At 34.8% G+C, this 24592-nt stretch carries 22 protein-coding genes; 11 read left to right on the top strand and 11 right to left on the bottom strand.

The features are described from left to right. Nucleotides 1-5 precede the first annotated feature (5 nt). From cobA to moaA, 6 genes are all read left to right on the top strand, one after another. Nucleotides 6-797, top strand: a complete 792-nt coding sequence (cobA, locus tag B0A65_RS06970) for a uroporphyrinogen-III C-methyltransferase (protein WP_074658554.1) — start codon at nucleotides 6-8, stop codon at nucleotides 795-797. Then, nucleotides 797-1033: a MoaD/ThiS family protein gene (locus tag B0A65_RS06965; protein WP_074658553.1), complete on the top strand. Its 237-nt coding sequence runs from the start codon at nucleotides 797-799 to the stop codon at nucleotides 1031-1033. Before cobA ends, B0A65_RS06965 begins: the two co-directional genes overlap by 1 nt. A 12-nt stretch (nucleotides 1034-1045) precedes the next feature. Beyond that, nucleotides 1046-2122 (top strand): HesA/MoeB/ThiF family protein, encoded by a 1077-nt coding sequence (gene moeB, locus B0A65_RS06960; protein ID WP_083370414.1) that lies wholly within the window; start codon nucleotides 1046-1048, stop codon nucleotides 2120-2122. An 88-nt stretch (nucleotides 2123-2210) separates the two neighbouring features. Further along, a complete protein-coding gene (locus B0A65_RS06955) occupies nucleotides 2211-2648 on the top strand; it encodes a molybdenum cofactor biosynthesis protein MoaE (protein WP_072972525.1) in 438 nt (145 codons plus the stop codon). Continuing rightward, nucleotides 2641-3555: a bifunctional molybdenum cofactor biosynthesis protein MoaC/MoaB gene (gene moaCB, locus B0A65_RS06950; protein ID WP_074658550.1), complete on the top strand. Its 915-nt coding sequence runs from the start codon at nucleotides 2641-2643 to the stop codon at nucleotides 3553-3555. Before B0A65_RS06955 ends, moaCB begins: the two co-directional genes overlap by 8 nt. Then, the gene (gene moaA, locus B0A65_RS06945; protein WP_074658548.1) at nucleotides 3542-4549 is read left to right on the top strand and encodes a GTP 3',8-cyclase MoaA; all 1008 of its coding nucleotides are present in this window, start codon (nucleotides 3542-3544) and stop codon (nucleotides 4547-4549) included. The genes moaCB and moaA overlap by 14 nt, the downstream gene beginning before the upstream one ends. Before the next feature lie 159 nt (nucleotides 4550-4708). Here the strand turns inward: moaA and B0A65_RS06940 are convergent, their stop codons facing one another. The 4 genes from B0A65_RS06940 to B0A65_RS06920 form a co-directional block, all read right to left on the bottom strand. Then, nucleotides 4709-5338 carry a hypothetical protein gene (locus tag B0A65_RS06940; protein WP_074658547.1) on the bottom strand — a complete coding sequence of 210 codons (630 nt, stop codon included), beginning with the start codon at nucleotides 5336-5338 and terminating at the stop codon, nucleotides 4709-4711. 218 nt (nucleotides 5339-5556) lie between these two features. Beyond that, on the bottom strand, nucleotides 5557-6672 hold the full coding sequence (locus B0A65_RS06935; protein WP_074658545.1) for a nuclease-related domain-containing protein: 1116 nt from the start codon (nucleotides 6670-6672) through the stop codon (nucleotides 5557-5559). A gap of 142 nt (nucleotides 6673-6814) precedes the next feature. Next, nucleotides 6815-8248, bottom strand: a complete 1434-nt coding sequence (locus B0A65_RS06930; RefSeq protein WP_074658543.1) for a rubredoxin — start codon at nucleotides 8246-8248, stop codon at nucleotides 6815-6817. A gap of 395 nt (nucleotides 8249-8643) precedes the next feature. Then, on the bottom strand, nucleotides 8644-12162 hold the full coding sequence (locus tag B0A65_RS06920) for a nitrate reductase (protein ID WP_074658541.1): 3519 nt from the start codon (nucleotides 12160-12162) through the stop codon (nucleotides 8644-8646). A 187-nt stretch (nucleotides 12163-12349) separates the two neighbouring features. On the opposite strand from B0A65_RS06920, the gene B0A65_RS06915 reads away from it, so the two are divergent. The 5 genes from B0A65_RS06915 (at nucleotide 12350) to B0A65_RS06895 (ending at nucleotide 18146) form a co-directional block, all read left to right on the top strand. Beyond that, complete coding sequence (locus tag B0A65_RS06915) at nucleotides 12350-13054, top strand: Crp/Fnr family transcriptional regulator (RefSeq protein ID WP_074658539.1); 705 nt, start codon at nucleotides 12350-12352, stop codon at nucleotides 13052-13054. Between the two features lie 420 nt (nucleotides 13055-13474). Further along, nucleotides 13475-14914 (top strand): alginate export family protein, encoded by a 1440-nt coding sequence (locus B0A65_RS06910; RefSeq protein ID WP_074658537.1) that lies wholly within the window; start codon nucleotides 13475-13477, stop codon nucleotides 14912-14914. Between the two features lie 28 nt (nucleotides 14915-14942). Further along, entirely contained in the window at nucleotides 14943-16172 is a 1230-nt protein-coding gene (locus B0A65_RS06905; RefSeq protein ID WP_074658536.1) for a CmpA/NrtA family ABC transporter substrate-binding protein, read from the top strand. A 143-nt stretch (nucleotides 16173-16315) separates the two neighbouring features. Further along, complete coding sequence (gene ntrB / locus B0A65_RS06900; RefSeq protein ID WP_083370400.1) at nucleotides 16316-17203, top strand: nitrate ABC transporter permease; 888 nt, start codon at nucleotides 16316-16318, stop codon at nucleotides 17201-17203. A 136-nt stretch (nucleotides 17204-17339) separates the two neighbouring features. Beyond that, nucleotides 17340-18146 carry an ABC transporter ATP-binding protein gene (locus tag B0A65_RS06895; protein ID WP_072972502.1) on the top strand — a complete coding sequence of 269 codons (807 nt, stop codon included), beginning with the start codon at nucleotides 17340-17342 and terminating at the stop codon, nucleotides 18144-18146. Nucleotides 18147-18207: 61 nt separating this feature from the next. Here the strand turns inward: B0A65_RS06895 and B0A65_RS06890 are convergent, their stop codons facing one another. The 7 genes from B0A65_RS06890 to B0A65_RS06860 form a co-directional block, all read right to left on the bottom strand. Then, nucleotides 18208-18831, bottom strand: a complete 624-nt coding sequence (locus B0A65_RS06890; protein ID WP_074658535.1) for a class I SAM-dependent methyltransferase — start codon at nucleotides 18829-18831, stop codon at nucleotides 18208-18210. 3 nt (nucleotides 18832-18834) lie between these two features. After that, on the bottom strand, nucleotides 18835-19548 hold the full coding sequence (locus B0A65_RS06885; RefSeq protein ID WP_074658533.1) for an endonuclease/exonuclease/phosphatase family protein: 714 nt from the start codon (nucleotides 19546-19548) through the stop codon (nucleotides 18835-18837). A gap of 125 nt (nucleotides 19549-19673) precedes the next feature. Next, nucleotides 19674-20174: a hypothetical protein gene (locus tag B0A65_RS06880; protein WP_074658532.1), complete on the bottom strand. Its 501-nt coding sequence runs from the start codon at nucleotides 20172-20174 to the stop codon at nucleotides 19674-19676. 172 nt (nucleotides 20175-20346) lie between these two features. Then, entirely contained in the window at nucleotides 20347-20712 is a 366-nt protein-coding gene (locus B0A65_RS06875; RefSeq protein WP_072972488.1) for a hypothetical protein, read from the bottom strand. A 138-nt stretch (nucleotides 20713-20850) separates the two neighbouring features. Then, complete coding sequence (locus B0A65_RS06870; RefSeq protein WP_074658531.1) at nucleotides 20851-22110, bottom strand: alginate export family protein; 1260 nt, start codon at nucleotides 22108-22110, stop codon at nucleotides 20851-20853. Nucleotides 22111-22201: 91 nt separating this feature from the next. Continuing rightward, nucleotides 22202-23680: an MFS transporter gene (locus B0A65_RS06865; RefSeq protein ID WP_074658530.1), complete on the bottom strand. Its 1479-nt coding sequence runs from the start codon at nucleotides 23678-23680 to the stop codon at nucleotides 22202-22204. 98 nt (nucleotides 23681-23778) lie between these two features. After that, the gene (locus B0A65_RS06860) at nucleotides 23779-24438 is read right to left on the bottom strand and encodes a response regulator transcription factor (protein WP_074658528.1); all 660 of its coding nucleotides are present in this window, start codon (nucleotides 24436-24438) and stop codon (nucleotides 23779-23781) included. Nucleotides 24439-24592: the final 154 nt, after the last annotated feature.

The following is a 24592-nucleotide window of genomic DNA, read 5'->3' as shown; positions in this document are numbered from 1 at the left end:
AAGTTATGCGAAATTCAAAAACACCAAAATTAACGATTGTAGGCGCGGGTCCTGGCGATGCTGAATTGATTACTTTAAAAGCAATAAAAGCACTGGAAAAAGCAGATGTGGTTTTGTATGATGCATTAGTAAATGAAGAATTATTGCAATATGCTACAAATGCAGAAATTGTTTTTGTGGGCAAAAGATTTGGATGTCATGCTTATACGCAGGATCAGATTAACGAATTGATTGTTTCGATGGCAAATCGACACGGACATGTGGTGCGTTTGAAAGGTGGAGATCCTTTTATCTTTGGGAGAGGAAGCGAAGAAATTGATTACGTCGAGCAATTTGGTTTAGAAACCGCTATTGTTCCCGGAATTTCATCTGCTTTAGGTGTTCCGGCTTCAGTTGGAATTAGTTTGACACAACGGCAGGTTGCTGAGAGTTTCTGGGTAATTACCGGAACGACTTCAAATCACGAATTGTCTAAAGATGTATATTTGGCTTCAAAGTCGGCTGCAACGGTGGTGATTTTGATGGGAATGCATAAACTGGAAGAAATAATTTCGATTTATAAAGAAAACCGAACTGATGATTTGCCGATAGCTATCATCCAAAACGGAACAAAAAATACAGAGCAAAAAGTAGTTGGAACTATAAGTTCAATTACTAAATTGGTATTAGAAAAGAAGATTTCTTCACCGGCAATTATTGTGATTGGTGAAGTGGTAAAAAATACTTCAAAATTGACTTCCTATTTTCAGGAGCATTTTGATGATGAGTTTATCTTTCAGAATTTAAATTTAGAATAATGATTGAAGTTAAATATTTTGGAGCTGTGGCTGAAAAGACCAAATGTGAATTCGAAAAAATCCCTTTTTCTGAAGTTTCACTGCAACAATTCTTGCAGGATTTAGAAATAAAATACCAATTCGATTCCCTTAGTTTTAGTGTGGCTGTCAATCAAAAAATAGTGCCAAAAACAACCGATTATAAATTGCAGACAAGTGATGTTGTCGCTTTATTGCCACCTTTTGCAGGCGGGTAAATAATGAATTTTATGAATGATTCAATACGTTATAACCGACAAATAATTCTACCTGAAATAGGAGAGAATGGTCAGCATAAATTATCTATAGCGAAAGTTTTGATAATTGGTGCAGGCGGTTTGGGCGCTGCTGTTTTGCCTTATCTGGCTGCAGCCGGCGTTGGTGAAATTGGAATTGTTGATGATGATGTGATTGAAATTTCCAATTTACAACGTCAGGTAATTTATAAAACGTCGGCTGTTGGAAAATACAAAGTTGAGGAAGCCAAAGCAATGGTTTCGGAATTAAATCCGTTAGTGAAAGTGAATGCGATTGCAGAAAAACTTTCAGGAAAAAATGCCATTTCATTATTTGAACAATATGATATTATAGTAGATGCGACAGACAATCTTTCAATTAAATATTTAATTAACGACGCTTGTTTAGTCACAAATAAACCAATGGTTTACGGATCGATTTTTAGATTTCAGGGACAGGTTTCGGTTTTCAATTATCAAAACGGACCAACTTATAAATGTTTGTATCCAGATGAAAATAGTCAGTCTTTAAATTGCGAAGATGCGGGAGTAATCGGAATTTCAGTCGGCATTATTGGCATGCTTCAGGCAAATGAAGTAATCAAAATGATTCTACAAATTGGAGAGGTGTTGAGTGGTAAAATATTGGTTTATAATATTTTAAATAACCAACAGCAAAAGTATGACTTTGAGAAGAATACAATTGCTAAACTAGATAAAAAGGCTTTTGAAGAAAAATATAAAGTAGCTGAAAATCAGATTGAAGAAATTGCTGCAGAGGTAATTGTGAATGAAATTGATAATGATGAAGTTTTGTTTTTGGATGTTAGAAACGCAGACGAACTTCCGAAAATTAATTTCAAAAATGGAATTCAGATTCCGCTGATGAAGTTAGAAAATGAAATTGAAAACCTGAACCCAAATCAAACCATTTATGTTTATTGCCAATCCGGAATCAGAAGTAAAATCGCAGCCGAATTGCTTCAAAGAAAGAATTTCAAGAGTGTAAAAAGTATAGCCGGAGGAGCTTTGGCTTTAAGCCAAATAGTAAAAGAAAAAATTGCAGATTAGAGAAATTTTTCCGCCACGAATTCACGAATGATTATTTTTTAATTCGTGAATTCGTGGCGGAAAAAACCTCAAAAAAAATAAAAGAAAAATGAGTAAAAATGTATTTGTAGAAGGGCCAATTGCTCCTGAATTCATAGCCGAATCTATCGCCAAACACCAATCGAAACACACAATTGGCGCACACAATATTTTTTTGGGACAAGTTCGTGCCGATGTGATTCACGATAATACCGTTGTCGCGATTGATTATTCAGCTTATACGGATATGGCCAACGAAGCTTTGCATGCCATTCGTGAAAAAGCTTTTGCTAAATTCGACTTAACCTGTATGCATATTTATCACAGTTTAGGTGTTGTGAAAGCAGGCGAAATTTGTTTGTTTGTCTTTGTTTCGGCAACAAGAAGAAAACAGGTTTACGAAGCAACAGAAGCCATTGTAAACTGGATCAAAACCGACGTGCCGATTTTTGGTAAAGAAATGTTTGAAAACGATACATTCACCTGGAAACAAAATACTAATGGTTGATATTACGCATAAAATAAACACTTTAAGAGCCGCAACGGCAACAGCAATTGTCAAAGTCAGTAAACAGGAAACAATTGATGCTGTGGTGAATAATCTGGTTCCAAAAGGAAATGTGTTGGAGATGGCAAAAACAGCCGGATTATTTGCTGTTAAAAATACGTATTTGTCCATTCCGGATTGTCATCCAATTCCAATTGAATTTACTTCGGTGGAATATAAAATTGAAGGTTTGACCATTCAGATTATATTTAATGTAAAAACGGTTTACAAAACAGGTGTTGAGGTTGAAGCCATGCACGGTGCTTCGATTGTAGCTTTGACAATGTACGATATGTTGAAACCAATTGATAAGGAAATCGAAATTTCAACCATTAAATTAGTTAATAAAGAAGGCGGAAAATCTTCTTTCAAAAATAAATTTCCGAATGCAATAAAAGCAGCCGTTTTTGTTTGTTCTGATTCGATTTTCGCAGGCGATAAGGAAGATCGTTCCGGAAAAATCATTGTAGAGAAATTAACTTCTTACGGAGTTGAAACTTCACATTATGAAATTATTCCGGATGAAATTGATATTATTCAGGAAAAAGCAAGGGCTTTCGCCAAAGAACATCAATTGGTGATTTTTACGGGTGGAACAGGTTTATCTCCCAGAGATGTCACACCTGAAGCGTTATCACCGTTATTAGAAAGCAGAATACCCGGAATTGAAGAAGCCATTCGCAATTACGGACAACAAAGAATGCCATATGCAATGTTATCAAGAACAGTGGCAGGAACATTAGGAAAAAGTTTGGTTTTGGCTTTGCCGGGATCAACCAACGGAGCCAGAGAATCGATGGATGCAGTTTTCCCTCATGTAATGCACGTTTTTCATATTTTAAAAGGAAAAAATCATGACACCCTCTAAAACCATTTTAACGGATGATTTTGGGCGAAAACACAATTATTTGCGTATTTCGTTACTGGAGAAATGCAATTTACGTTGTACGTATTGCATGCCTGCTGACGGAATCGCATTGTCTCCAAAAGCCAGTTTAATGACGGCTGAAGAGATTTTTGCATTGGCTCAAATCTTCGTGGAAAATGGCGTTGATAAAATACGATTAACGGGCGGCGAACCTTTATTGAGAAAAGATTTTCCTGAGATTATTTCGAAATTATCAACTTTAAAAACGTCTCTTTCAATTACTACAAATGGTATTTTAATTGACCGTCATATTGATGCTTTGAAAGAAGCCAATATCAAAAAAATCAATTTGAGTTTAGACACTTTGGTTTCGTCTAAATTTCACACGATAACACTTAGAAATCAGTTTGAGAAAGTTATTGATAACCTGCATTTGCTTTTGAATAATGATTTTCATGTAAAAGTAAATGTGGTCTTGATGAAAGGTTTTAATGAAAATGAAATTACAGATTTTGTTCAATTAACGCAGTTTTTGCCAATTTCAGTTCGCTTTATTGAGTTTATGCCTTTTGCCGGAAACGAGTGGGACAGAAGTAAAATGGTATCACAAAATGAGATTTTATCAGAAGTAAATACTATATTTTCATCTGAAGAAATTCAAAAGTTAGAAGACGAAAAAAACTTCACGGCGAGAACGTATAAAATAAAAGGTTTTCAGGGAGATTTCGGAATCATAAGTTCCATTACAAATCCGTTTTGTGATGGCTGCAACCGAATCCGCCTGACGGCAAATGGAAAAATCAAGAATTGTTTGTTCTCTAATTCAGAAACCGATTTGTTGACAGCTTTTAGAAATGGCGAATCGATAACCGATTTGATTTCAGAATCTATTAAAAATAAAAAGAAGGTTAGGGCAGGAATGGTTACTGTTTCTGAAATGGATGATCCTACGTTGCATTTTGATAATCGCAGTATGATTGCGATTGGGGGGTGATTTTGCACATTTGGGTCATTGAGAGGAACGAAGCAGTCACATGCCAGGTGTCAATTTCGGTTTTAGTATTTGTAGTGTGGTTGCTTCGTTCGTCGCAATGACTCATTGGAGCGCATAAAAAAAGGTTCAACTTTAATCAAGTCAAACCTTCTTCAAATATTATTTCTTCTTTTTATCTTTTGATTTACCCTTTTTAGCTTTTTCTTTTTCGGCTTTTTTAGCTTTAGCCTTTACTTTCTTAATCTTGTCTTTTTCCTTTTTTTCTTTCTTCTTAGCTTCCGCTTTTAATTTTGCATTTTTGGCTCTTTCCAGTTTTTTGATAACCGCTTTAATAGCTTTTTCTCTTTTCTTAGCCTTTTCTTTTTTCTCTTTTAGCTTGCTTTTTATTTTTTTGTCTTTCGATTTGTTTTTTACAATTTCTAAGGCAATTTCTTCAATATTTAAAACAGCCTGATTGTCCTTAGGCTTTTCAATCGTTTTAATTTCAATGATTTCCGGGGTTACTCCTGCCGTTTTTGGTGTAGAAGTTGTCACTCTTTTAACTACCGCTTTCGGAGTAGTTTTTGAGGCTGGTTTTACCGGAGTTTGAGCCGTTGCTTTTACAGTTGCTGGCGGAGTTTTAGCCGCAGTTCTTGGCGCTCTTTTAACCGGAGCTTTTGGTGTTATTGCTTTTGGTGTTGGCGTTTGAGCAGCTGGTTTAGATTCTACTGAGGTAGTTTCTTTTGTAGTTTCTGCTGTTGATGTTTCAGTATTTTTTACGGCTGGGGTTCTGGTTGTTCTTTTTATCATAACGGTATGTTTTATTGAGTAAAATAGATTTTAACTAATTGGTTATCATGATGATTTAGTGAATCCACCTGGATGTCAATTTTTAATTAAGCTAAATTTAATCAATATTTGAATACGTTAATGTTAAGATTTTCCTTAAGAATTTAAGAAGGATACTATAATCCACATTTTGTGCATATGAAACTGATAACTAGATCTTTTTTATTAATGTAAAAAAATTAATGTGTAGTTATTGATACAATTAAATTGGACTGCTTTCTTTTATTTGAAATTGTCATTAAAAGGTCTGTAATATTTTGCGTTTCATCGTTTGTAAAGCTCGGTACAAAGTATTTTATGTAGGGTAATAATTCAGTTAATGATAAAATTTTAGTGAATTGAAATACTTCTCTTGGTTTATTATTAATAAAAACAATGATATTTCTTATGGGAATTTTTCTATTTCCCCAATGATGTTTAAGCGAATTCAAATTCAATTTGCTCATTTCATCTGTCAAGATTTTGAACAGTGCGAAATTTGTCCTGTTTATTTGTTTAACGGGAGAAAATAGGTTTGGATTATGAATTGATTCTTCACTCCAATTTTTTGTTTCAATAATAAAAACACCGCATGGAGCAATTAAAAGGTGGTCGATCTGAATAGACTTTATATAGTTATTTTCTTTTTTATAATATAAGGGAGGATGAAAAGAGTAATTGAAATCGTTTATCAAAACATAATCGTCAGGCAAGTTTTTCAACATATTTACGACTTTCTGCTCACCGATTGCGCCATAAATCGAATTATTTATTTGATCGATTATTATTTTTTGTTGTTGTAACGTTTGTAATTGCAGTAAGCTACTGTGATTGACAGCATCGATAAAATTTGCCGTTATGAAATTGAAACGCTTATTTTTTTTTAAAAGAATATTCTTTAGTTTTTGTTTTACAACGAAAACTTTAAAAGGATAGGAAATTTGCATAAACCAGATTTGCAGCCAAATAATAAGATTAAAATAATAGTCTTGTAAAATTGGAATGACTTTGGAACCTGGGAGAGGTAAATCATCTATCTGTTTATATAAAGTAATAAGTCGTCTCTTTAAAAGTTTCTGAAGTGCAGTTCTTATCATCAAAATAGAATCGTGTAATCCATCTATTTCTTTTTCAAGAGTAACTTTCTCTTTTTCAATTCGCTCTGTATGATGTAAAATAACTTGTTGTTGTGTAAAATGATAATTTATCCGAAAATTGATTAATTCGTCTATTGACTTAAATTCATCGATTCGATTATAATCTAAATGGTACTGAATGTCATTTAGAGATCCAATTGTATTATGAATTTTGCACATATCCTTATCTGATTAATTATCATTTAAGTTTTGTTATAAATTGATTATCAATAAAATAGTTTATCAAATATATGTAAAATCAAGAACAAATTCAATCTGAAAAGAATCTCGTTTGAAAATTTTAATTCCTTTTTTAATTTTCTTATTCTGCTGTAACTTCTGCTAAAATCTTAAAAGTACTCTTCGGTGCTTCACATAAAGAACAGCAGTAACTTTCAGCCAAATCGGTAAATAAAATTCCTTTTGGAATTCCCTGACTTGCATCACCGTATTCCGAATTATAAAGTGATAAACACTCCTGACATTGGTAAATGTCTAATTGAAGCTTTTCTTTTTTCTGAGTGTTTTCTGTTGATTCCGGAATAGAATTTCCCAATTCTTCAAAATATTTTCGGCTTAATTCAATCAGGATTGTTGGCAATTCTAATTTGTCAATGTCTTGCGAATGCACAATATACTCGCGTGTATTGGCATCAAAATTCTTTGCAAATAAAACATTATAAGTGTCACGGATTTTAATTGATTCTAAAGCCGCTGGCAATTCATTTTTCTCCACTACAATGGATGTAAAATAATGTCCATCACGATTGTATTCCGAGATTCCAAAAGTCAGTCCGTACGTACTAATATCAAATTGATCAAGTGTTCGAACCAAAAAGGTTTTCAGGTTCAAAGCCCATTCCATTGCAACAGGCAAATGCCAGTTTAATTCTAATAAAGAGTGACGAACGTTAATTCCTTTTTTGCCTAAAAATTTCTCCCATTCGAGTTTTCTGTCTTTCGGAATTCCTTTTACGATAAACGATTTCCAGGGCGTGATACATATTTTTCCGATTTTGCAATCAAAACACAAATCGCACATTTCTTTTAGAAAGTCTAAATCGTATAAATTATTTCTCCAATATAATCCCAGCCAATATTGATCGATTCCCATGCGGTTCATTCCTTCATAATACGGGAAAGGATAAAAAGGAACATTTAAGGGTTTGTCGATGGTTCTGTTATTGGTGTCTAATGCTTCGCTTACTAAACTGAAAATCATATCAATTCCATAAGATTCTTCAGAAACGATTTTCTCGATTTCATAATAAAAAGTAGCAATATCCCAGCTGTAAATCAAAACAGGATAAACTTCCATACGTTCCCATTTTGGTAAACGAATATACAAATACCAGTAATCTTCATGCTCCGAAGCAATAAAATTTAAATGTCCTGTAAACAACGGAACTAATTGTTGCTTAGGATCATTAATGTTGACTTTTAGTTTTGGCTGCTCTTTAAACTGCTCTAAAATATATAAGAATTTGTTTCCCGTAAGCCAATTGGTATTTCTGAAAATATCCGTTGAAACATACGATGAAACAATATTGTTGCCGCTTTTTTCATTTGGAAAAACAAAATGATGTTTCCCGATTTTTTCTTTGCTGGAAAGATTTAATCCCTTCGGAAAAATAATATCCTGTCTTGATCCAAACGAAATCGAATCCAAACCATGATCCATTGCCATATTGACTACTTCACGTAATTCTCCTGGCGAAATAACGCCTCCTTTTACTATTAATCTTGTCAATTCCATATGTTTTTTGTTTCAGGTTTCAGGTTTTTTTAGTTTCAAGTTTTGGGTTGCTGGATTGTGCTGATCTAACCGCAAAGTTCGCAAAGGTTTTTCGCAAAGTTTCACAAAGGTTTATATTCTGTGTAAATTGTTTTCTATCGAAATAAGTTCACAAAGCTATACGATAAAATTTTTGCTCAAAGCTTTGTGAACTTTGACTACTTATTAAACATACATTAAAAAAATCTCTGCGAAACTTTGCAAAAAACATTTCTTAACTCCGTGATAAAATCTATGTTCAAAGCTTTGTGAACTTTGACTATTTATTAAATATCCATTAAAAAATCTCTGCGAAACTCTGCGAAAAACCTTTGTGAACTCTGTGGTAAAATTTATGTTCAAAGCAAAGAAATAAACTAAACTTTGCATTTTGCTAAAATCTCTTTTACTTCGGTTTTACAGCTTCCGCAGCCTAATCCGGCTCCGGTGTTTTTGCATAAGTCGGTGAAATTATTGACACCGCCTTTAATGGTTTCTTCAATATTTCCGGCTCCAACCTGACTGCAGGAACAAACTAATTTTCCTAACACCGGTTTAGCGTTTGAACTGCCTCTTAACAACGAATTTCGCTTGTCTGATAATTCGATTTTGCTTTCGATCATTGTTTTGAATTCAGCAAATTCATTTTTGTCGCCCATTAAAATAGCTCCGACAAGCAAGTCATTCTTAACGATGCATTTTTTGTAATAACGTTGTTTTAGATCGGCAAAAACAATTTCCTCATACGAATCATCGTTTTCCGGAATTTCAATATCTCCGATACTACAGAGATTAATATCTTCCAGTTTCAGAATATTCATTAAAACCGAGCCTTTGTAATAACTGCTAATATCACCGGCTAAATAATTAGCTAAAATATCAGCCTGTTCTTCCGCTGCAGATGTGATTCCGAATAATTTATTATCAAATTCGGCTATTTCTCCAATCGCATAAATATCAGGATTGGATGACTGTAAATACTGATTTACTTTTACACCGCGACCGCAGGCAAGTCCCGTTTCGCGTGCAATTTCGATATTTGGAATAGTTCCGATGGTATAAACGATGGTATTTGCCGTAATGATTCTGCCACTTTTAAGGGCGATTTCTAATTCATTTGGATTTTCGGTTTCAAAAACTGTACTGACTTCATTATCAAAATAAATCTGAATATCACGAAGCTGAACTTCCTCAGCCAATAATTTACTCGAAATCAAATCCAATTGGCGCTCCATCAAACGGGAAGCTCTTTGAATTATAGTGATTTTTATTTTTTTATGTTTTAAGGCTGCCGCCAATTCCAATCCTAATAAACCGCCGCCAATAATAACAACATGTTGCTCTTCCGGAAGTAAATTCGTATTGTCTAAATAGGCTTTTAATCGATCGGCATCTTCTTTACGGCGAACGGTAAAACGTCCCGGCAAATGAAGTTGTGCATTTTCAGGAATAAAAGGACGGCTTCCTGTTGCGAGAATTAGAGAATCAAAAGTGTGCGTCTCGCCCAGACTATCGACTATGGTTTTAGCGGAAGCATTTACTTTATCAATTGCCACGCCGGCTTTCATGGTGATTTTTAATTTATTTAAAGCTTCACCATCTTTTACTTTTAATAATTGTTCCCAGGTAAATTCACCGGTCATGTATTCCGGCAATAAAACGCGATTGTAAAACGGATTTACTTCATTCGAAAAAACAATAATTTCATCGGTAGAATTAAATTCGCGATAATTTTGAATAAATCGGAAGGCCGCAGCTCCAGCTCCCACAATCGCAATTTTCTGGAAAGGCTTTACATATTTGGTAATGTTGACCGTCGTGTATTTAAAATCCGGTTCTTTTGAAACAGGATCAACTACAGTATTCGTGAGATTATTGGTTCGGTTCAAATCATTATCAAGCTGTTTTCCCCAATGCATTGGCAGGAAAACCACTTTTTCCTTGATCGAATCGGTTACTTTTGCTTTTACGCGAACTTCTCCGTTTTTACTGGAAACAATTACGATGTCACCATTTTTGATGTCGTTTTTGTAAGCATCAATTGGGTTAATTTCCAGAACCGGACTTGGTGTATGCGTCATTAAACGGGATACTTTTCCGGTCTTGGTCATCGTGTGCCATTGATCACGAACTCTTCCTGTAGTCAGGATAAATGGAAATTGCGGACTTGGTTGTTCCGAAGTATTTTCAATAGCCGTTGGTAAATTGAAAATTGCTTTTTTTGATGGCGTGTAAAACTTCTTATCTGTAAAAAGGCGAGGCGTTCCCGGATGTCCATAATCAGGAACGGGCCATTGAAAAGTGCCTTCGGTTCTTAAACGATGATAATTTAAAAATGAAATATCAATATTGGTGTTTTTGGTCAGGGCACAATGTTCTTTGTAAACTTCTTCGGCGCTATTAAAATTGAAGCCGTTGAAATTCATTTTTTTAGCAAAACGAATTAAGATTTCAATATCCGGAAGTGCTTCTCCGGGAGCATTGATTCCTTTTGGTAAATAAGAAATACGACGCTCAGAATTGGTCATAGTACCTTCTTTTTCCAACCAACCAGCGGCAGGCAATAAAAGATCGGCATATTTTGAGGTATCGGCATTATGTGAAATATCCTGAACAACCACGAATTTGGCCTTTTGCAATGCTTTTTCAATGCGTCTCGAATCCGGTAAACTCACCATCGGATTGGTACAGATAATCCAAACGGCTTTCATTTTGCCTGATTCCAATGCTTCGAACATTTCGGTTGCTGTTAATCCCGGTTTATCTGAGATTTCGTCAACGCCCCAAAAATCGGCAACTTCTTTACGATGTTCCGGATTTGCAATGTCCTTGTGTGCCGCTAAAAGTGTCGCCATTCCGCCGACTTCACGTCCGCCCATTGCATTGGGTTGTCCGGTTAAGGAAAAGGGACCAGAACCCGGTTTTCCAATTTGTCCTGTCAATAAAGATAAATTAAGTAAAGCCGTATTTTTATCTACACCAACAGCACTTTGATTTAAACCCATTGCCCAAAGCGAAATAAATCCTTTTGCTTTTCCGATAATATCGGCAGTGAGTTTAATATCGTTTACGGAAATTCCGCAAAGTTTTGAGGCTTTTTCCAGAGAAGTACTTAAAACTAAATCTTTATATTGTTTGAAGTTTTCAGCATGATTCTTTACAAAATCATGATCTACGTATCCTTTTTCGATAATGCGTTTCGCAAGCGCATGGTATAAAATAATATCTGATCCGGGAATAATTTGCAGGTGTAAATCGGCGAAAGCAGCCGTATCTGTTCGTCTCGGATCAATTACAATAATTTTTATTTTCGGATTATTCTCTTTGTGTTTTTCAATTCTTCTGAATAAAATAGGATGACACCAGGCCGGATTTGCACCGGTAATCAGGAAAGTATCTGCCAGCTCAATATCGTCGTAAGCAATTGGCACAGCATCTTCTCCAAAAGTCTTTTTATAACCCACAACCGCAGAACTCATACAAAGTCTCGAATTGGTATCTATGTTATTGGTTTTCAAAAAACCTTTTACCAGTTTATTGACCAAATAATATTCCTCCGTTAAACATTGGCCAGAAATATAAAACCCAACGCTGTCCGGTCCGTGTTTTTTTATGATAGAAGTAAAAACCGCTGCGGCGCGATCAAGAGCAGTGTCCCAGCTCACGCGTTCCAGCGGATAGGATTTGCTGCCTCGCATTTCAGGATATAAAATTCGGTCAGAAGTATCGTTTACTACGTAGTGCAAGTTCATTCCTTTAGAACACAACATTCCTTTATTTACCGGATGGTCTTTATCGCCCGTAACCATCACACCATTTTTGGCATCATTAGTAACGATAATTCCGCAGCCGACGCCACAATATGAACAGGTAGTTTTGATTTTGGTATTTTGCATTACAGCTTCTTTTTTAAATACAACTATTGTAATTATGCCCAGTCGTAAATGCCTCACGTATTTGACTTAGACAAAAATAAGTATTTTTACGTATAAATACTTATTTTTTGAAATTATTTTTCTATTTTTGATGAAAATAAATGAGGAACAACAAATTAGTTTTTAAATCAATAAAAATTTAGGACTCATGAAAGACGAGCAAGCAATTTGTTATTCCTGCGCCAACGAAAACTGTTTTATTAAAAAGCATCTGCATCTGGAGCAAATGAAACAATATGTTCAGAAGAAACATAGTTTTGTTTGTAAAAAAACGCAGCAGTTTATCATCGAAGGCGCTCCAATTCAGGGACTTTATTTTATTTGTAAAGGAAAAGTAAAAACGGTTAAAACCGGAATTAACGGCCGCGAACAAATTGTTCGACTTACTAAAAACGGTGATACTATTGGCTTTCGTGGTTTCGGAACAAGTAAACGATATCTTATTGGTGCTTATGCTTTAGAAGATACAGTTTTGTGCAATTTCAGCAATGAAACCATGATGGAAATTCTTCAAAACGTTCCCGAATTTACGTATGCCTTAATGTTGTTTTACGCCGATGAACTCAACAAAAGCGAAAACAATATCCGTAAAATCGCCCACATGAACGTGCGTGAACGTGTTATCGATTTGCTATTGTACATCCACCGAAAATTCGGCCAAATAAACGGTTTAATAGACATCGAACTCTCAAGAAAGGAAATCGCAGACTTCGCTGGAACTACTGAAGAACAAGTGATTAGGGTGCTTTCAAGCCTTAAAAAAGAATCCTTAATAAAAACCGTAGGCAAAAGAATTGGCATCCTTGCAATCCCCAAACTCCAGTCAGAAATCATGGAACATAAGTATTTTTAGTTTCAGGTTTTCTTTGTTTCAAGTTTCAAGTTTCACGTTTCACGTTTCAAGTTTCAGGTTTCAGCTTTCACGTTTGTACCCATAATAATACAAATCCATTCCTCTTTTCTCTATATTCTATACTCTTTATTCTTGCTTCTTGCTTCTTTGCTCTTTATTCTATTCTCTTTCTTCACCATCCCAAAAATTATCTAATTATCTAATTGCCAAATTATCTAATTCTCCTAAGTAAATTACGTATACCTCAAAAATCTCTTATTTCATTGACATTCGCATCTGTTTCATGCGAAAACGCAGAAAATAAATTGACTTTCAAACGCTTTTTATTGGTTAAAAAAAATGTTTTGATATGGTATAAGTATTGTACTTAAGTATTTATACGTATATAAATTTGCTTCATACAAATCAAAACAAATTATTATGAGCAAATTAACCAATCCTATATTAAAAAACCACAAGATTAATTTTTCATCAAAACTTTCAAAATCTATATTGTTAGGTTTTGTATTTACAATTTTGGGAAGCTATGAAGCAAAAGCGCAATTTACCCTTACAGGTCAGTTAAGAGACCGTGTTGAAATGCGCGCCGGACAAGGAACTTTACAACAAGAAGGTGATAAAGCGGCTTTATTTACAAGTCAGAGAACAAGATTAAACGCCGGATATTCCGGATATAGATTTAAAATATTTACCGCAGTACAAGACGTTCGCGTTTGGGGACAAGATGCTTCCTCTATTAACAGAACAACAACAGAAGCGAATAACGGAATTTTATTGCACGAAGCCTGGGCTGAGATTTTTTTGAATGATACGGTGAGTACGATTCAGAATCTTTCAATAAAAGCAGGACGTCAGGAAATCTCTTATGACGATCAGAAAGTTCTGGGAAGTTTAGACTGGTTACAACAAGGAAGACGTCACGATGCAATTGTTTTCAAATTCGCGAATAAAGGCTGGATTGCTGATGTGGGAGCTGCTTTCAATCAGAATAAAGAAAATAATGCAGGGACAGTTTACAATGGTACAAATCCGGCATACGGTGCAGGGACTAACGGAATTGGAACAATGTACAAGTCATTTCAATATGCTTATGTGGGGAAGAAATTCTTCTTTGGTGACTTGTCTTTTTTATTCTTCAAAGATGATTTCAATAAATATACTTTAGTGACTGCAGGAACGCCAGCAGTAACGACAAAAGTGAACGGAACGGGAGTTTGGAGCCGAAATACAACCGGAGTTTACTTCAATACCAATGTAACCCGAAAATTAAATTTGATGGGTAGCTACTACTATCAAGGTGGAAAAAATAAAGATGGAAGATCATTAAATGCCAATTTGTTTTCGATTACATCAACTTTACAAGTAGGAAGAAAATTGTTTATTGGTCCTGGAGTTGATTTTTTATCGGGTGATGACGGAACCAAAACAGTTACGGCCGATTCAAAAGACAATCGATTTGATCCGCTTTACGGAACGCCTCATAAATTCTGGGGAAGCATGGATTATTTTTATGCAGCGAATGGTTTTGGAAAACAAGGTTTGCTGGATTACTTCTTCAAAATTAAATACAACGCCAAAGATAATTTAAGTTTTGCATTAGACATTCATGGTTTTGAATCGGCAAATACTTTATCTAACGGAGCTGGCGGAAAACTAAACTCTTATTTAGGAACCGAATTGGATCTACTTGTAAAATACAACCTAACCAAAATTATCAATATCGAAGCAGGTTATTCTTTCATGAAAGCTACCAATTCTATGGCTTCTGCAGCCGTTAAAAATGTTGCCAATGCCGATTTAAGCCCTCAGTTTGCTTATGTAATGCTGAACATCAAGCCTAATTTTTTAGCTAAAAAATAAAAACAAATAACTTTTAAATTTCTTAAAAATGAAAAAAATACAGACAAATACAACAGAAGTTTTTAAAAGAATAGTACTGACTTTAATACTCGTTTTAGCCGTTTCTTTTTCGGAAGTATCAGCGCAAAATGATCCAGTAAAACTTGGATTTATCCCCCTAACGGATTGTTCTCCAATTGTAATGGCAAAAGAATTAGGATTGTTTAAAAAGTATGGAGTCGAAGTAGTGGTAACGAAAGAATCTTCCTGGGCCAATGTTCGTGATAAAATTTTAACCGGTGAATTAGACGGAGCGCACTGTCTGTATTCAATGCCGTTTTCGGTTTACACCGGGGTAGGAGGAAAAGCAGGTTCTGAAATGAAAATCGCCATGATGCTGAATGTGAACGGCCAGGCGATTACACTTTCAAATGATTTTTGTGGAAAAGTAGGTTTTAAACAAATGAACAAAATTGCACCTGTCGTGGCGGCCAAACTTAAAGCGGAGAAGGAAGTGACTTTTGCCATGACTTTCCCGGGAGGAACACATGATTTATGGTTAAGAAACTGGATGGCCATTGCAGGTGTAAATCAAAAAACATCTAAAATTATTACGATTCCGCCTCCACAAATGGTCGCTAATATGAAAGTGGGTAATATGGATGGGTATTGTGTTGGAGAACCTTGGGGCGGCGTTGCAGTAAAACAGGGAATTGGTTTTACACAGGTAGCTTCACAAGATATCTGGAAAGATCATCCTGAAAAAGCTTTGGTTGTGAACAAAGAATTTAGTGAAAAACGCAGAACAGATCTTGTAAAAGTGATGAAAGCCGTTTTAGAAGCTTGTATTTGGTTGGACAATCCGGTAAATCGTAAAAAAGCAGCTGCTATAATTGGGAAAGCACCTTATGTAAACGCTCCTGCTGATGTTATCGAAAATAGATTAATGGGGAATTACGATTTGGGCTGTAATCAGGGAACAGAAGTTTATGCTAAAGATTATATGCTGTTTTACAAAGGGGGTCTGGTAAATTATCCTAGAAAATCGTACGCGATTTGGGCTATGGCGCAATATGTTCGATTTGGGTATTTGAAAGAAGCACCAAATTATAAAGCCATTGCCGATAAATTGATTTTACAGGATTTATATGAAGAAGTGGCGAAAAGCATGAAAGTAAAAGTGCCAAATGACGATATGAAACCTTTCTCGTTAACGATGGATAAAACGGTTTTTGATCCTTCAAATCCTGCGGCTTATTTAAAAGTGGTTAAAAAGTAAAACTATTTTTAAGTGGATAAAGATTAATTTTTTTTCGCCACGAATTCACGAATTACTATTGCCATGCTTAATAAAAAAAAACTAATTCGTGAATTCGTGGCGGAAAAACCTCTAACATAATTTTTAATTTAAATCAGAATATCATGTCTAATAAAGATACTTTAACGCTAAACGATATCGCGGATCAAACAGAAGTTTTGATGGAAAATACCGCGATTGATACGGGAAGAAATGAGAAATTAAAATTGATTTTAAATGCAATTACGATTAAACTAAAATCAACTGCATTTGCAGGAATCGGAATCGCTTTATTTATTGGTTTTTGGAGTTTGTTGAGTTTCTATACGAAAGATGCACTTCCGGGACCGCTGGCTACTTTTACCGTTTTGAAAGAAATGTTAAGCGATCCGTTTTACGATTACGGACCGAATGATAAAGGAATCGGACTGCAATTATTCAATTCGATAAAAACCGTTTTACTGGGCTTTTTATTAGGTTCATTAGTAGCAATTCCAATTGGGATTTTGATGGGAGCGAGCAAGATTTGCAAACAAATTATGTATCCAATTGTACAGCTTTTAAAACCGGTTTCACCTTTGGCCTGGTTTCCAATTGGATTGGTCGTTTTTAAAGATACCGGTATGGCGACAATCTTTATTGTTTTCATTACGTCATTATGGTCCACTTTAATCAATACCTCTTTCGGAATCGCTTCTATTCCAGAGGATCATAAAAATGTAGCAAAGGCATTCGGTTTCTCCAAAATGCGCTATCTCACCAAAATATTAATTCCGTTTAGTTTGCCCCACATTATAACCGGATTACGTTTGAGTATTAGTGTTGCATGGCTGGTAATTGTAGCAGGAGAAATGCTTTCGGGCGGAGCCGGAATCGGTTTTTTCGTATGGGACAGCTGGAACGCCTTAAGTTTAGAAAAAGTAATTTCAGCCATCATCATCATCGGAGTAGTGGGTTTGGTATTCGATAAATTCTTCACGTTTATAGAAAATAAAGTTTCTTATAAATCGTAGGTTCAAAGGTACAAAGGAGCACAGGTTCAAAGGGACAAAGGCAAGCAACTTGAAAGCTGAAACCTGAAACCTGAAACCTGAAACTTGAAACTCTCCAAAATCTAAAATCAAAAATCAACAATCTAAAATTACACACATGAGTTATTTAGAAATCAAAAATTTAGAGATATCATTTCCAACTCCAAAAGGGAAATACATTGCTGTTCGTGATATTAATTTATCCATTCAAAAAGGAGAAATCATTTCGATTATCGGACATTCGGGTTGCGGGAAATCAACTATTATGAATGCTATTGGCGGTATGCTGACACCAACTGGCGGATCTGTGGAATTAGCCAATCAAAAGATAAAAGGACCGGGACCGGATCGCGGAATCGTTTTTCAAAATTATTCACTTTTACCTTGGTTAACGGTAGAGCAGAATATCTTTCAGGCTGTTGATTCGGTTATGAATTGTTCTAAAAAAGAAAAACACGAGATTGTGATTCAGAATCTTAAAATGGTTAATTTATTTGAGCATAAAGATAAATTACCAGGACAGCTTTCGGGCGGAATGAAACAACGTGTTGCCATTGCGAGGGCTTTTGCGATTAATCCGGGAGTATTACTTTTGGACGAACCTTTCGGAGCTTTAGATGCCTTAACCAAAGGATCAATGCAATTGGAAGTTTTGAAATTATGGAATTTAGACAACAGAGAAAAAACAATTATTATGATTACGCACGATATCGAAGAAGCTTTGTTTTTATCCGATAGAATTGTGGTGTTGAATAATGGTCCGGCATCGACTATAAGAGAAATTGTAGAAGTGCATTTGCCAAGACCGAGAAACAAAATTGAAATCGTAAAAATGCCTGAATATATTGCTTTGAGAGATAAATTATTACATTTATTGACAGACAAATTCTCTATTGAAGATATGGGAATGAAGTATAAAAATTAAAGAGAATTTAGTTGAGATGTTCTGTTGAGACGCAAAGATTTGCGTCTCAACATTTATTGATTTATTTTTTCTTTCCAACAAATCGAATTACAGAACCTTTTCCATTATGGAATAACCCTTCGTTCAGTTCGATTTCTGTTTCTTCTAGTTGAATGATTTCGTAATTAGGAAAATCAGCTTTTATTTCTTCTATTGAAAATAGGGATTCAATATCTTTTGGTCCTCCAACTTTGTCATTTATTGCCAGATATTCTAAATGTTTTTTACTGAAAGCTTCAAAAATAATAATTCCGCCTTTTCGCAAATAAGTTTCAAGTGTTTTGTGGAGATACGATTTTATTTCAGCAGGAAAATGAGCATAAATCAAAGCAATAGCATCAAATTGCTCCGGTTGATAATTTAGTGTTTCTAATGCTCCAACTTTATAATCAATAGTTACATTATTGGCTTCAGCTAGTTTTAAAGCTTTGTTTTTTCCTTCTTCGCTGATATCAAAAGCAGCAACTTCCCAGCCTAGTTTTGCGGCGTAAACAGCATTTCGGCCTTCGCCTTCGGCAGGAAAAAGAATCGTTCCGGCATTTAATTTTTCGATTTGTTCTTTAAAGAAATTATTGGGTTCCTCGCCATATGCAAATGCTGCGTTGCTGTAGCGGTCGTTCCATCTTTCCGTCCAGGTGTCATTCATTATTTATAGATTAAAGTTAATAATTAAAGGCTTGTGATCACTGTGCATCGTCCATTCGTGATAAGTTCCAACTTCGACATGGTCCAGAACTTCTATAAAATCATTTGAAGCAAAACAATAATCAAGATGATAAGGTCTGTTTTCATGACGATAAAGATACAAAGTAGGATGCTCTTCTTTACCCTGAATTTGATTGAAAAATTTATGATAGGTACTGTAAATCTTCTTTGCTTCGAGTTTGTTTACTACCGTCGTATGATTTCCTTGCCGACGTGGTTTGTCCCAAATGGTATTGCTGTTAAAATCACCAATTAAAATCGTTTTGGTCTCTCTAATTAGATCTTCGTAATAGTTAATAGCTTTCCAAACCTGAGTTACATAAGCGCCATCTTTATCTGCAGGATTATTGGCCCAGACAGCGAATAAGGTAAAATCGACTTTGCCACCTGTAACGGAAATAGGTAGAATGTTTTTGAAAGTTGGATTATGACAGTCCAGTAACTGAAAGCGATAATCGCCATAAGAAAAAATGCCAACTCCTTTATGCGGATTTGTACCGTACCAAAGAATGTCGGTCGGTAGTTTCGAGTCAGCAGGGAATTTGAGTTTTTCAGGATTTTCACACTCAGAAATTACGACAATATCAGGATTGTAAGGCAGAATGAATGCTGCCTTTTTTCTGAATGCCATGTTGCAATTCCAGGTTATGAGTTTCATTAGAATGGAGGTTTTTACTTGTGATTTATTTAATCTGAACCTATTAATTTTGTTTTTCCGTTAGTGATGTCGATTGAGATAGAATGAAATGAGTAGTAATTGTATAAGGATTTTCATAGAAGGATTTAATTAGTCATTTTTAGGGTTTTATTAGATGTGAGATAAAACTTTTTTATAATATTAAAACCAAAGTGATCTAAAATTAAAGATGATATTATAGTAGAAATGGCGATTAGTTTATAATTTACATTAGAATGATGATAATGATAAATGCTGTTTTTGTCGATTGCTGTTGTATATTTTATTATTTGCGACTCTAGAAAGCAGAAGAAAAGGTAAAATGAAATTAAAAAAAATGGAAAAATTAGAATTGGAATAAACCTATACTTCTTGAAATTTGAAACGCTTAAAATTATAGCTAATCCAATTGGAATTAAGGTCAATATAAAACCTAAATCTGGAACGAAAAGGCGAATTTCTTTTCCACCATAATATTGTAAATCGTAGTTAGCAACTTTATAAATTATTGTTCGTGTTAAAGTGCGATAGTTTATATCATAAATTATTCCGATTAAGAAAAATAGAATAATTGAAAAAAGTAAAATTATTTTATTTTTAAATTTCATTAGATTTAAAATAGATTATTGTTCCATCAAATATATCTAAATAAAAAATAAAAAAGATAGATTATCCAAAAGCCAAAAAAAATGCCCTTTTTTCTTTTCGGAAAAAAGGGTAAATTATATAAGTAAACGTTTAAAAGATCTATTTCTTAAAACTATAAACTACTTTTTAATCTTAACCAACAAGTTTTGTTATACCATTATTGATGTCAATTTCTGCAAAGTTATGTTTTCCCATAACGATAAGTAGTTTGTCAGTATTATAGCCTACATATCTTATTTCAGGATTTCCATTTTTTGGTTTTCCGCAAATAGAAATTACATTTGTTTGCCATTTCAATTTGCTTCCTTTATAAGCAGAGATAGTTTGTAGGTCGTTTTCAACATAATAAATAATGTTGTTTTTTTTAATTCCTCTTTTTTGCGTTTTTGCAAAATTAATTTCTGAGTTTTTTGAAATTAAAGTGTCATTGAATTTTTGACCAATGCCAGTGTGCGTGACAAAAAATGTCAACATAGATAGTTTTAAAAATTGTTTCATTTGGATAGAATTGGGGGTTCATAATCGATTCAAATATAATTAATTAAAGCAAATAATAACATTTTATTAAGAGAAAAAAAAAGACCCTTTTCCGAAATGGGAAAAGGGTAAAATATCTAAGTTAATTTTAAAGAAAAACTATTTTTTCCAACTAAAAATTCGGGGATTCACAGAAACCATCATCCATGCCCAATTGTTGGTATGACCTGCGTCACCTGCTTTTAAAAATTCCATAGTTTTAGAGCCAAACATTTGAGAATAACCTCCCGTAAGCGCAATGTCCTTTTTGAAGTTATAGCCTGTTGTAAAATCAATTTCTGTTCCTAAATAATGTTTTAATTCTTCATTAAGTGGTGTTACAATTTTATTCGGAGTATTAAATACATGCGGAATCAAAGCAAATTGCCATTTGTTGCTGGTATAATTCAGTTTTAAATAAGCATCTTCTAAGCCCATTGTGTTTTGGTAATTACCAACATAGAAATAATCCATATAACCATTGTAAGCATGATTGTTACCAAATATAGGAGAGAAGGACTTGATAACATTACTTTTATCGTTTGTATCTTTTCCGGATAAAAATTCATAACCCAGACAAGCTTTAAAAGAATCGGTTACAGTATATCCAAAACTACCTCCGGCATACCAGGCACTAACTTGTTTGTCAGCATTTTTGCCGGTTTGACCGTATAGGCCAACATTGGTGTCAATTTTTTTGGTTTTGTACGTTAGATACGTTCCAAAAGTCTGCTTGTAATCAACCAATAGTTTCTTTTGGATATTTTCATATTCATAACCTGTATTCAAAAACAGTAAGCTGGCACCAAAATTTTCATAATTAGAATGAAACCATGCATATTGCATCGCTTTGTAATTGGCTACCTTGTAAGGTGTTTGGATGATATTTTCTGCAGTTGAATTATAAGCCGCTCCTAAATCCAATTGATGATTTACGGGATGAAAAGAAACCACCAACGCATCATGACTTTGTCCTTGTTGTGCCCAATCCATTTCGGCCATAATACGCTGATTATCGTAGGCTAATACTTGTCGGCCCATTCTTGCACTCCATTTAGGTGTGAAATCATATTGCGCCCAGGCTTCAAAAAGCGCAACACTATTTTTATCAGCAAGTGTTGTGGTCGGAACATCTCCCCAGGTTCTGATGTTTTGCAACGTTACTTTTGTACTTAACTGATCTTGTTTGTAATTAAAATTTAATCTCGTTCGCTGCGAAATTTGAGAAGTTCCTTCCTGACCTTCCGGTAAAAGTGTTCTATACCCATTTCGATACTCGAAGCGCGGTCTGATTTGTAAATTTGCCTCTAATTCTTGTGCCTGTACACCTGCTGTGATCATCCCCATCAGCGCTAAAAGAATTATTCCTGATTTTTTCATATTGTGATTTATTAAAAATAAGTCGCAATATTATAAGAATAGGATTACTTTTTAACTGATAAATATCATGTTTTTAAGAGGCGATAAGAGGCTAATTACGGTCAATAACACGGGATAAAACAGGTTGTTTTTCGTTCATAATTTTAGTGATGGTATAATGCATCCAAATCAAACAAAGAGCGGAAAATACAAGGATAAAGATCCATGAACTAGACCAGATTCCGGTTGCCGTTAACAGGTATCCAAAGATAATCGGGCCAAAGAAACCGCCTAGTCCACCAATCATTCCAACCATTCCACCAACAACACCCACTTCTGTTGGGAAATATTCGGGAATATGTTTGTAGACCGCGGCTTTTCCAATTCCCCAGGAAATCCCGATTAGAATAACCAAAACCAGAAAAACCCACATATTGGCATCAAATTTAATTACGGTGATTCCTTTGGCCAGCAATTCTTTTTTCTTCACTGTTTGGTTTTGTTGTACTACAACTTGCTGCCAGGAAGTTTTAGTTGGGAAAATGGCATTTTCAACATCAGTTTCTTTTTTCTGAGCAACAGCAAAATCAGTATCGCCAACTTTAATTTTGTCATTTGAAACTTGCGTGATTGTTCCTTTTTTGGTAGCCAAAACGCCCGGGCCTGTTGTTGTGATTTCCATTTTCGGAACCATTAATAAAGCGCTTAAAACAACAGAAGAACTTAAAACCCAATACATCACTTTTCTGGCTCCGAATTTATCTGATAAATAACCACCAAAAGCCCTGATTACACCAGAAGGCAAACTGAAAAGCGTTGCAAATAATCCACCCATTACCAAACTCGTTTGATACACGTTCATGAAATTCGGCAATAACCATTGTGAGTAAGCCACGAAACATCCGAAAACTAAAAAGTAATACGCTCCAAAACGCCAAACTCGTGCACATTTAAGAGATTGCAGCATTTGTGAAACACTTTTGGTATTGTTTTCTATTTTTTTGTTTTTAGCGAAAATTAAAAAGGCGATTCCAATTACAACCAAGGCTATACCATAAATTACAGGCAATATTTTCCAGCCGTTTTGCGGATCTTCTATCGAGAAATGATTTAATAAAGAAGGTGCTAAAAAGGTAGTGATTGCAGCTCCGGCATTTCCCATTCCGAAGATTCCTAAAGCACGTCCCTGCCATTCTTTTGGATACCAAATCGAAGTATATCCAATTCCGACAGCAAAACTCGTACCGACCATTCCGAATAAAAAACTCAATAAGGCGAATGTTATAAAACTGTCTGCAAGAGGCAATAAAAATAACGGAATCGAGCAGAGTAGCAGTAACAGTGAAAAAACATATTTTCCACCAAATTTATCAGTCAAAATACCAATTGGCAAACGCATAATTGATCCGGTCAGAATCGGAATGCCAAGCAGCCAACCAACCTGAACAACGCTCCAGTGAAAAATACCATTATCTACTAAAAAGGTTACTAAGACACCATTTAAAGTCCAACAGGCGAAACACACGGTGAAAGCCAGGGTATTTAAAATTAAAATTTTGTGTGATTGCGAGAGTGAGTTTGTATTTTCCATAGCACTTATATTTTTTAACAAAAATAAGTACTATAACGTAGTTAAAAACTGCGAAAACGCAGTTTTTGAGAAATAATTACGTAATTATACGTAGTTTTTTATAATAAAGAATACTCCGTCGCTTTATTCGAAAGTTCCATTAGATTTTTTACTTTCAGCTTTTTCATCAGGTTAAAACGGTGCACTTCGGCAGTACGCTTACTGATATCAAGCGCTTCAGCAATTTCTTTGTTTCCTTTTCCGGATAATAAAAGCGTCAGGATTTCTTTTTCTCGTTTGGTAATCATCATTTCCTCCCCTAAGTTTTGTTTAGGTTCTAATGAAGCAGAAGAGTTTGTCAATTGTCCAATAAGTATAGAGGAAATATCTCCACTGAAATATTTTCCACCAGCAGCAACAGTATGAAGGGCTTTTAAGAATTCTTCTTTACTGGAACCTTTCAATAGATAACCATCGGCTCCGGCTTTAATCGATTTCAATACGTATTCTTCAGATTCGTGCATAGAAAGCATAATGATTTTTACGTCATTATTCTCGCTTCTAAGTTTTTCTACTACCTCGATACCGGTTAAGTTCGGCATACGAATATCTACTATAAGTAAATCGGGTTTACTGTCCGCAACCACTTCAAGAGCGTCGGCTCCATCAATAGCTTCGCCCACAACCTCAATGTTTGCTTCGTTTTCCAGTAAAGATTTTATTCCATCTCTTACAAATACATGATCATCTGCCAGGACAACTCGAATAGTAGCACTCATATTTTACTTAATTTTGATTCTGAATTTTTACGTATATTCATCTATAAAGAAGATGCTAATATACGTAATTTTTTAGATTAGATAATGTGCCAATTAGATAATTAGATAATGTGAGAATTGTTTAATTAGATAATGTGGCAATTAGATAATTAGA

This window comes from Flavobacterium frigidimaris (assembly GCF_002217275.1).
GTDB classification, from domain to species: domain Bacteria; phylum Bacteroidota; class Bacteroidia; order Flavobacteriales; family Flavobacteriaceae; genus Flavobacterium; species Flavobacterium aquidurense.
This window is presented reverse-complemented; position numbering and strand designations above follow the sequence as displayed.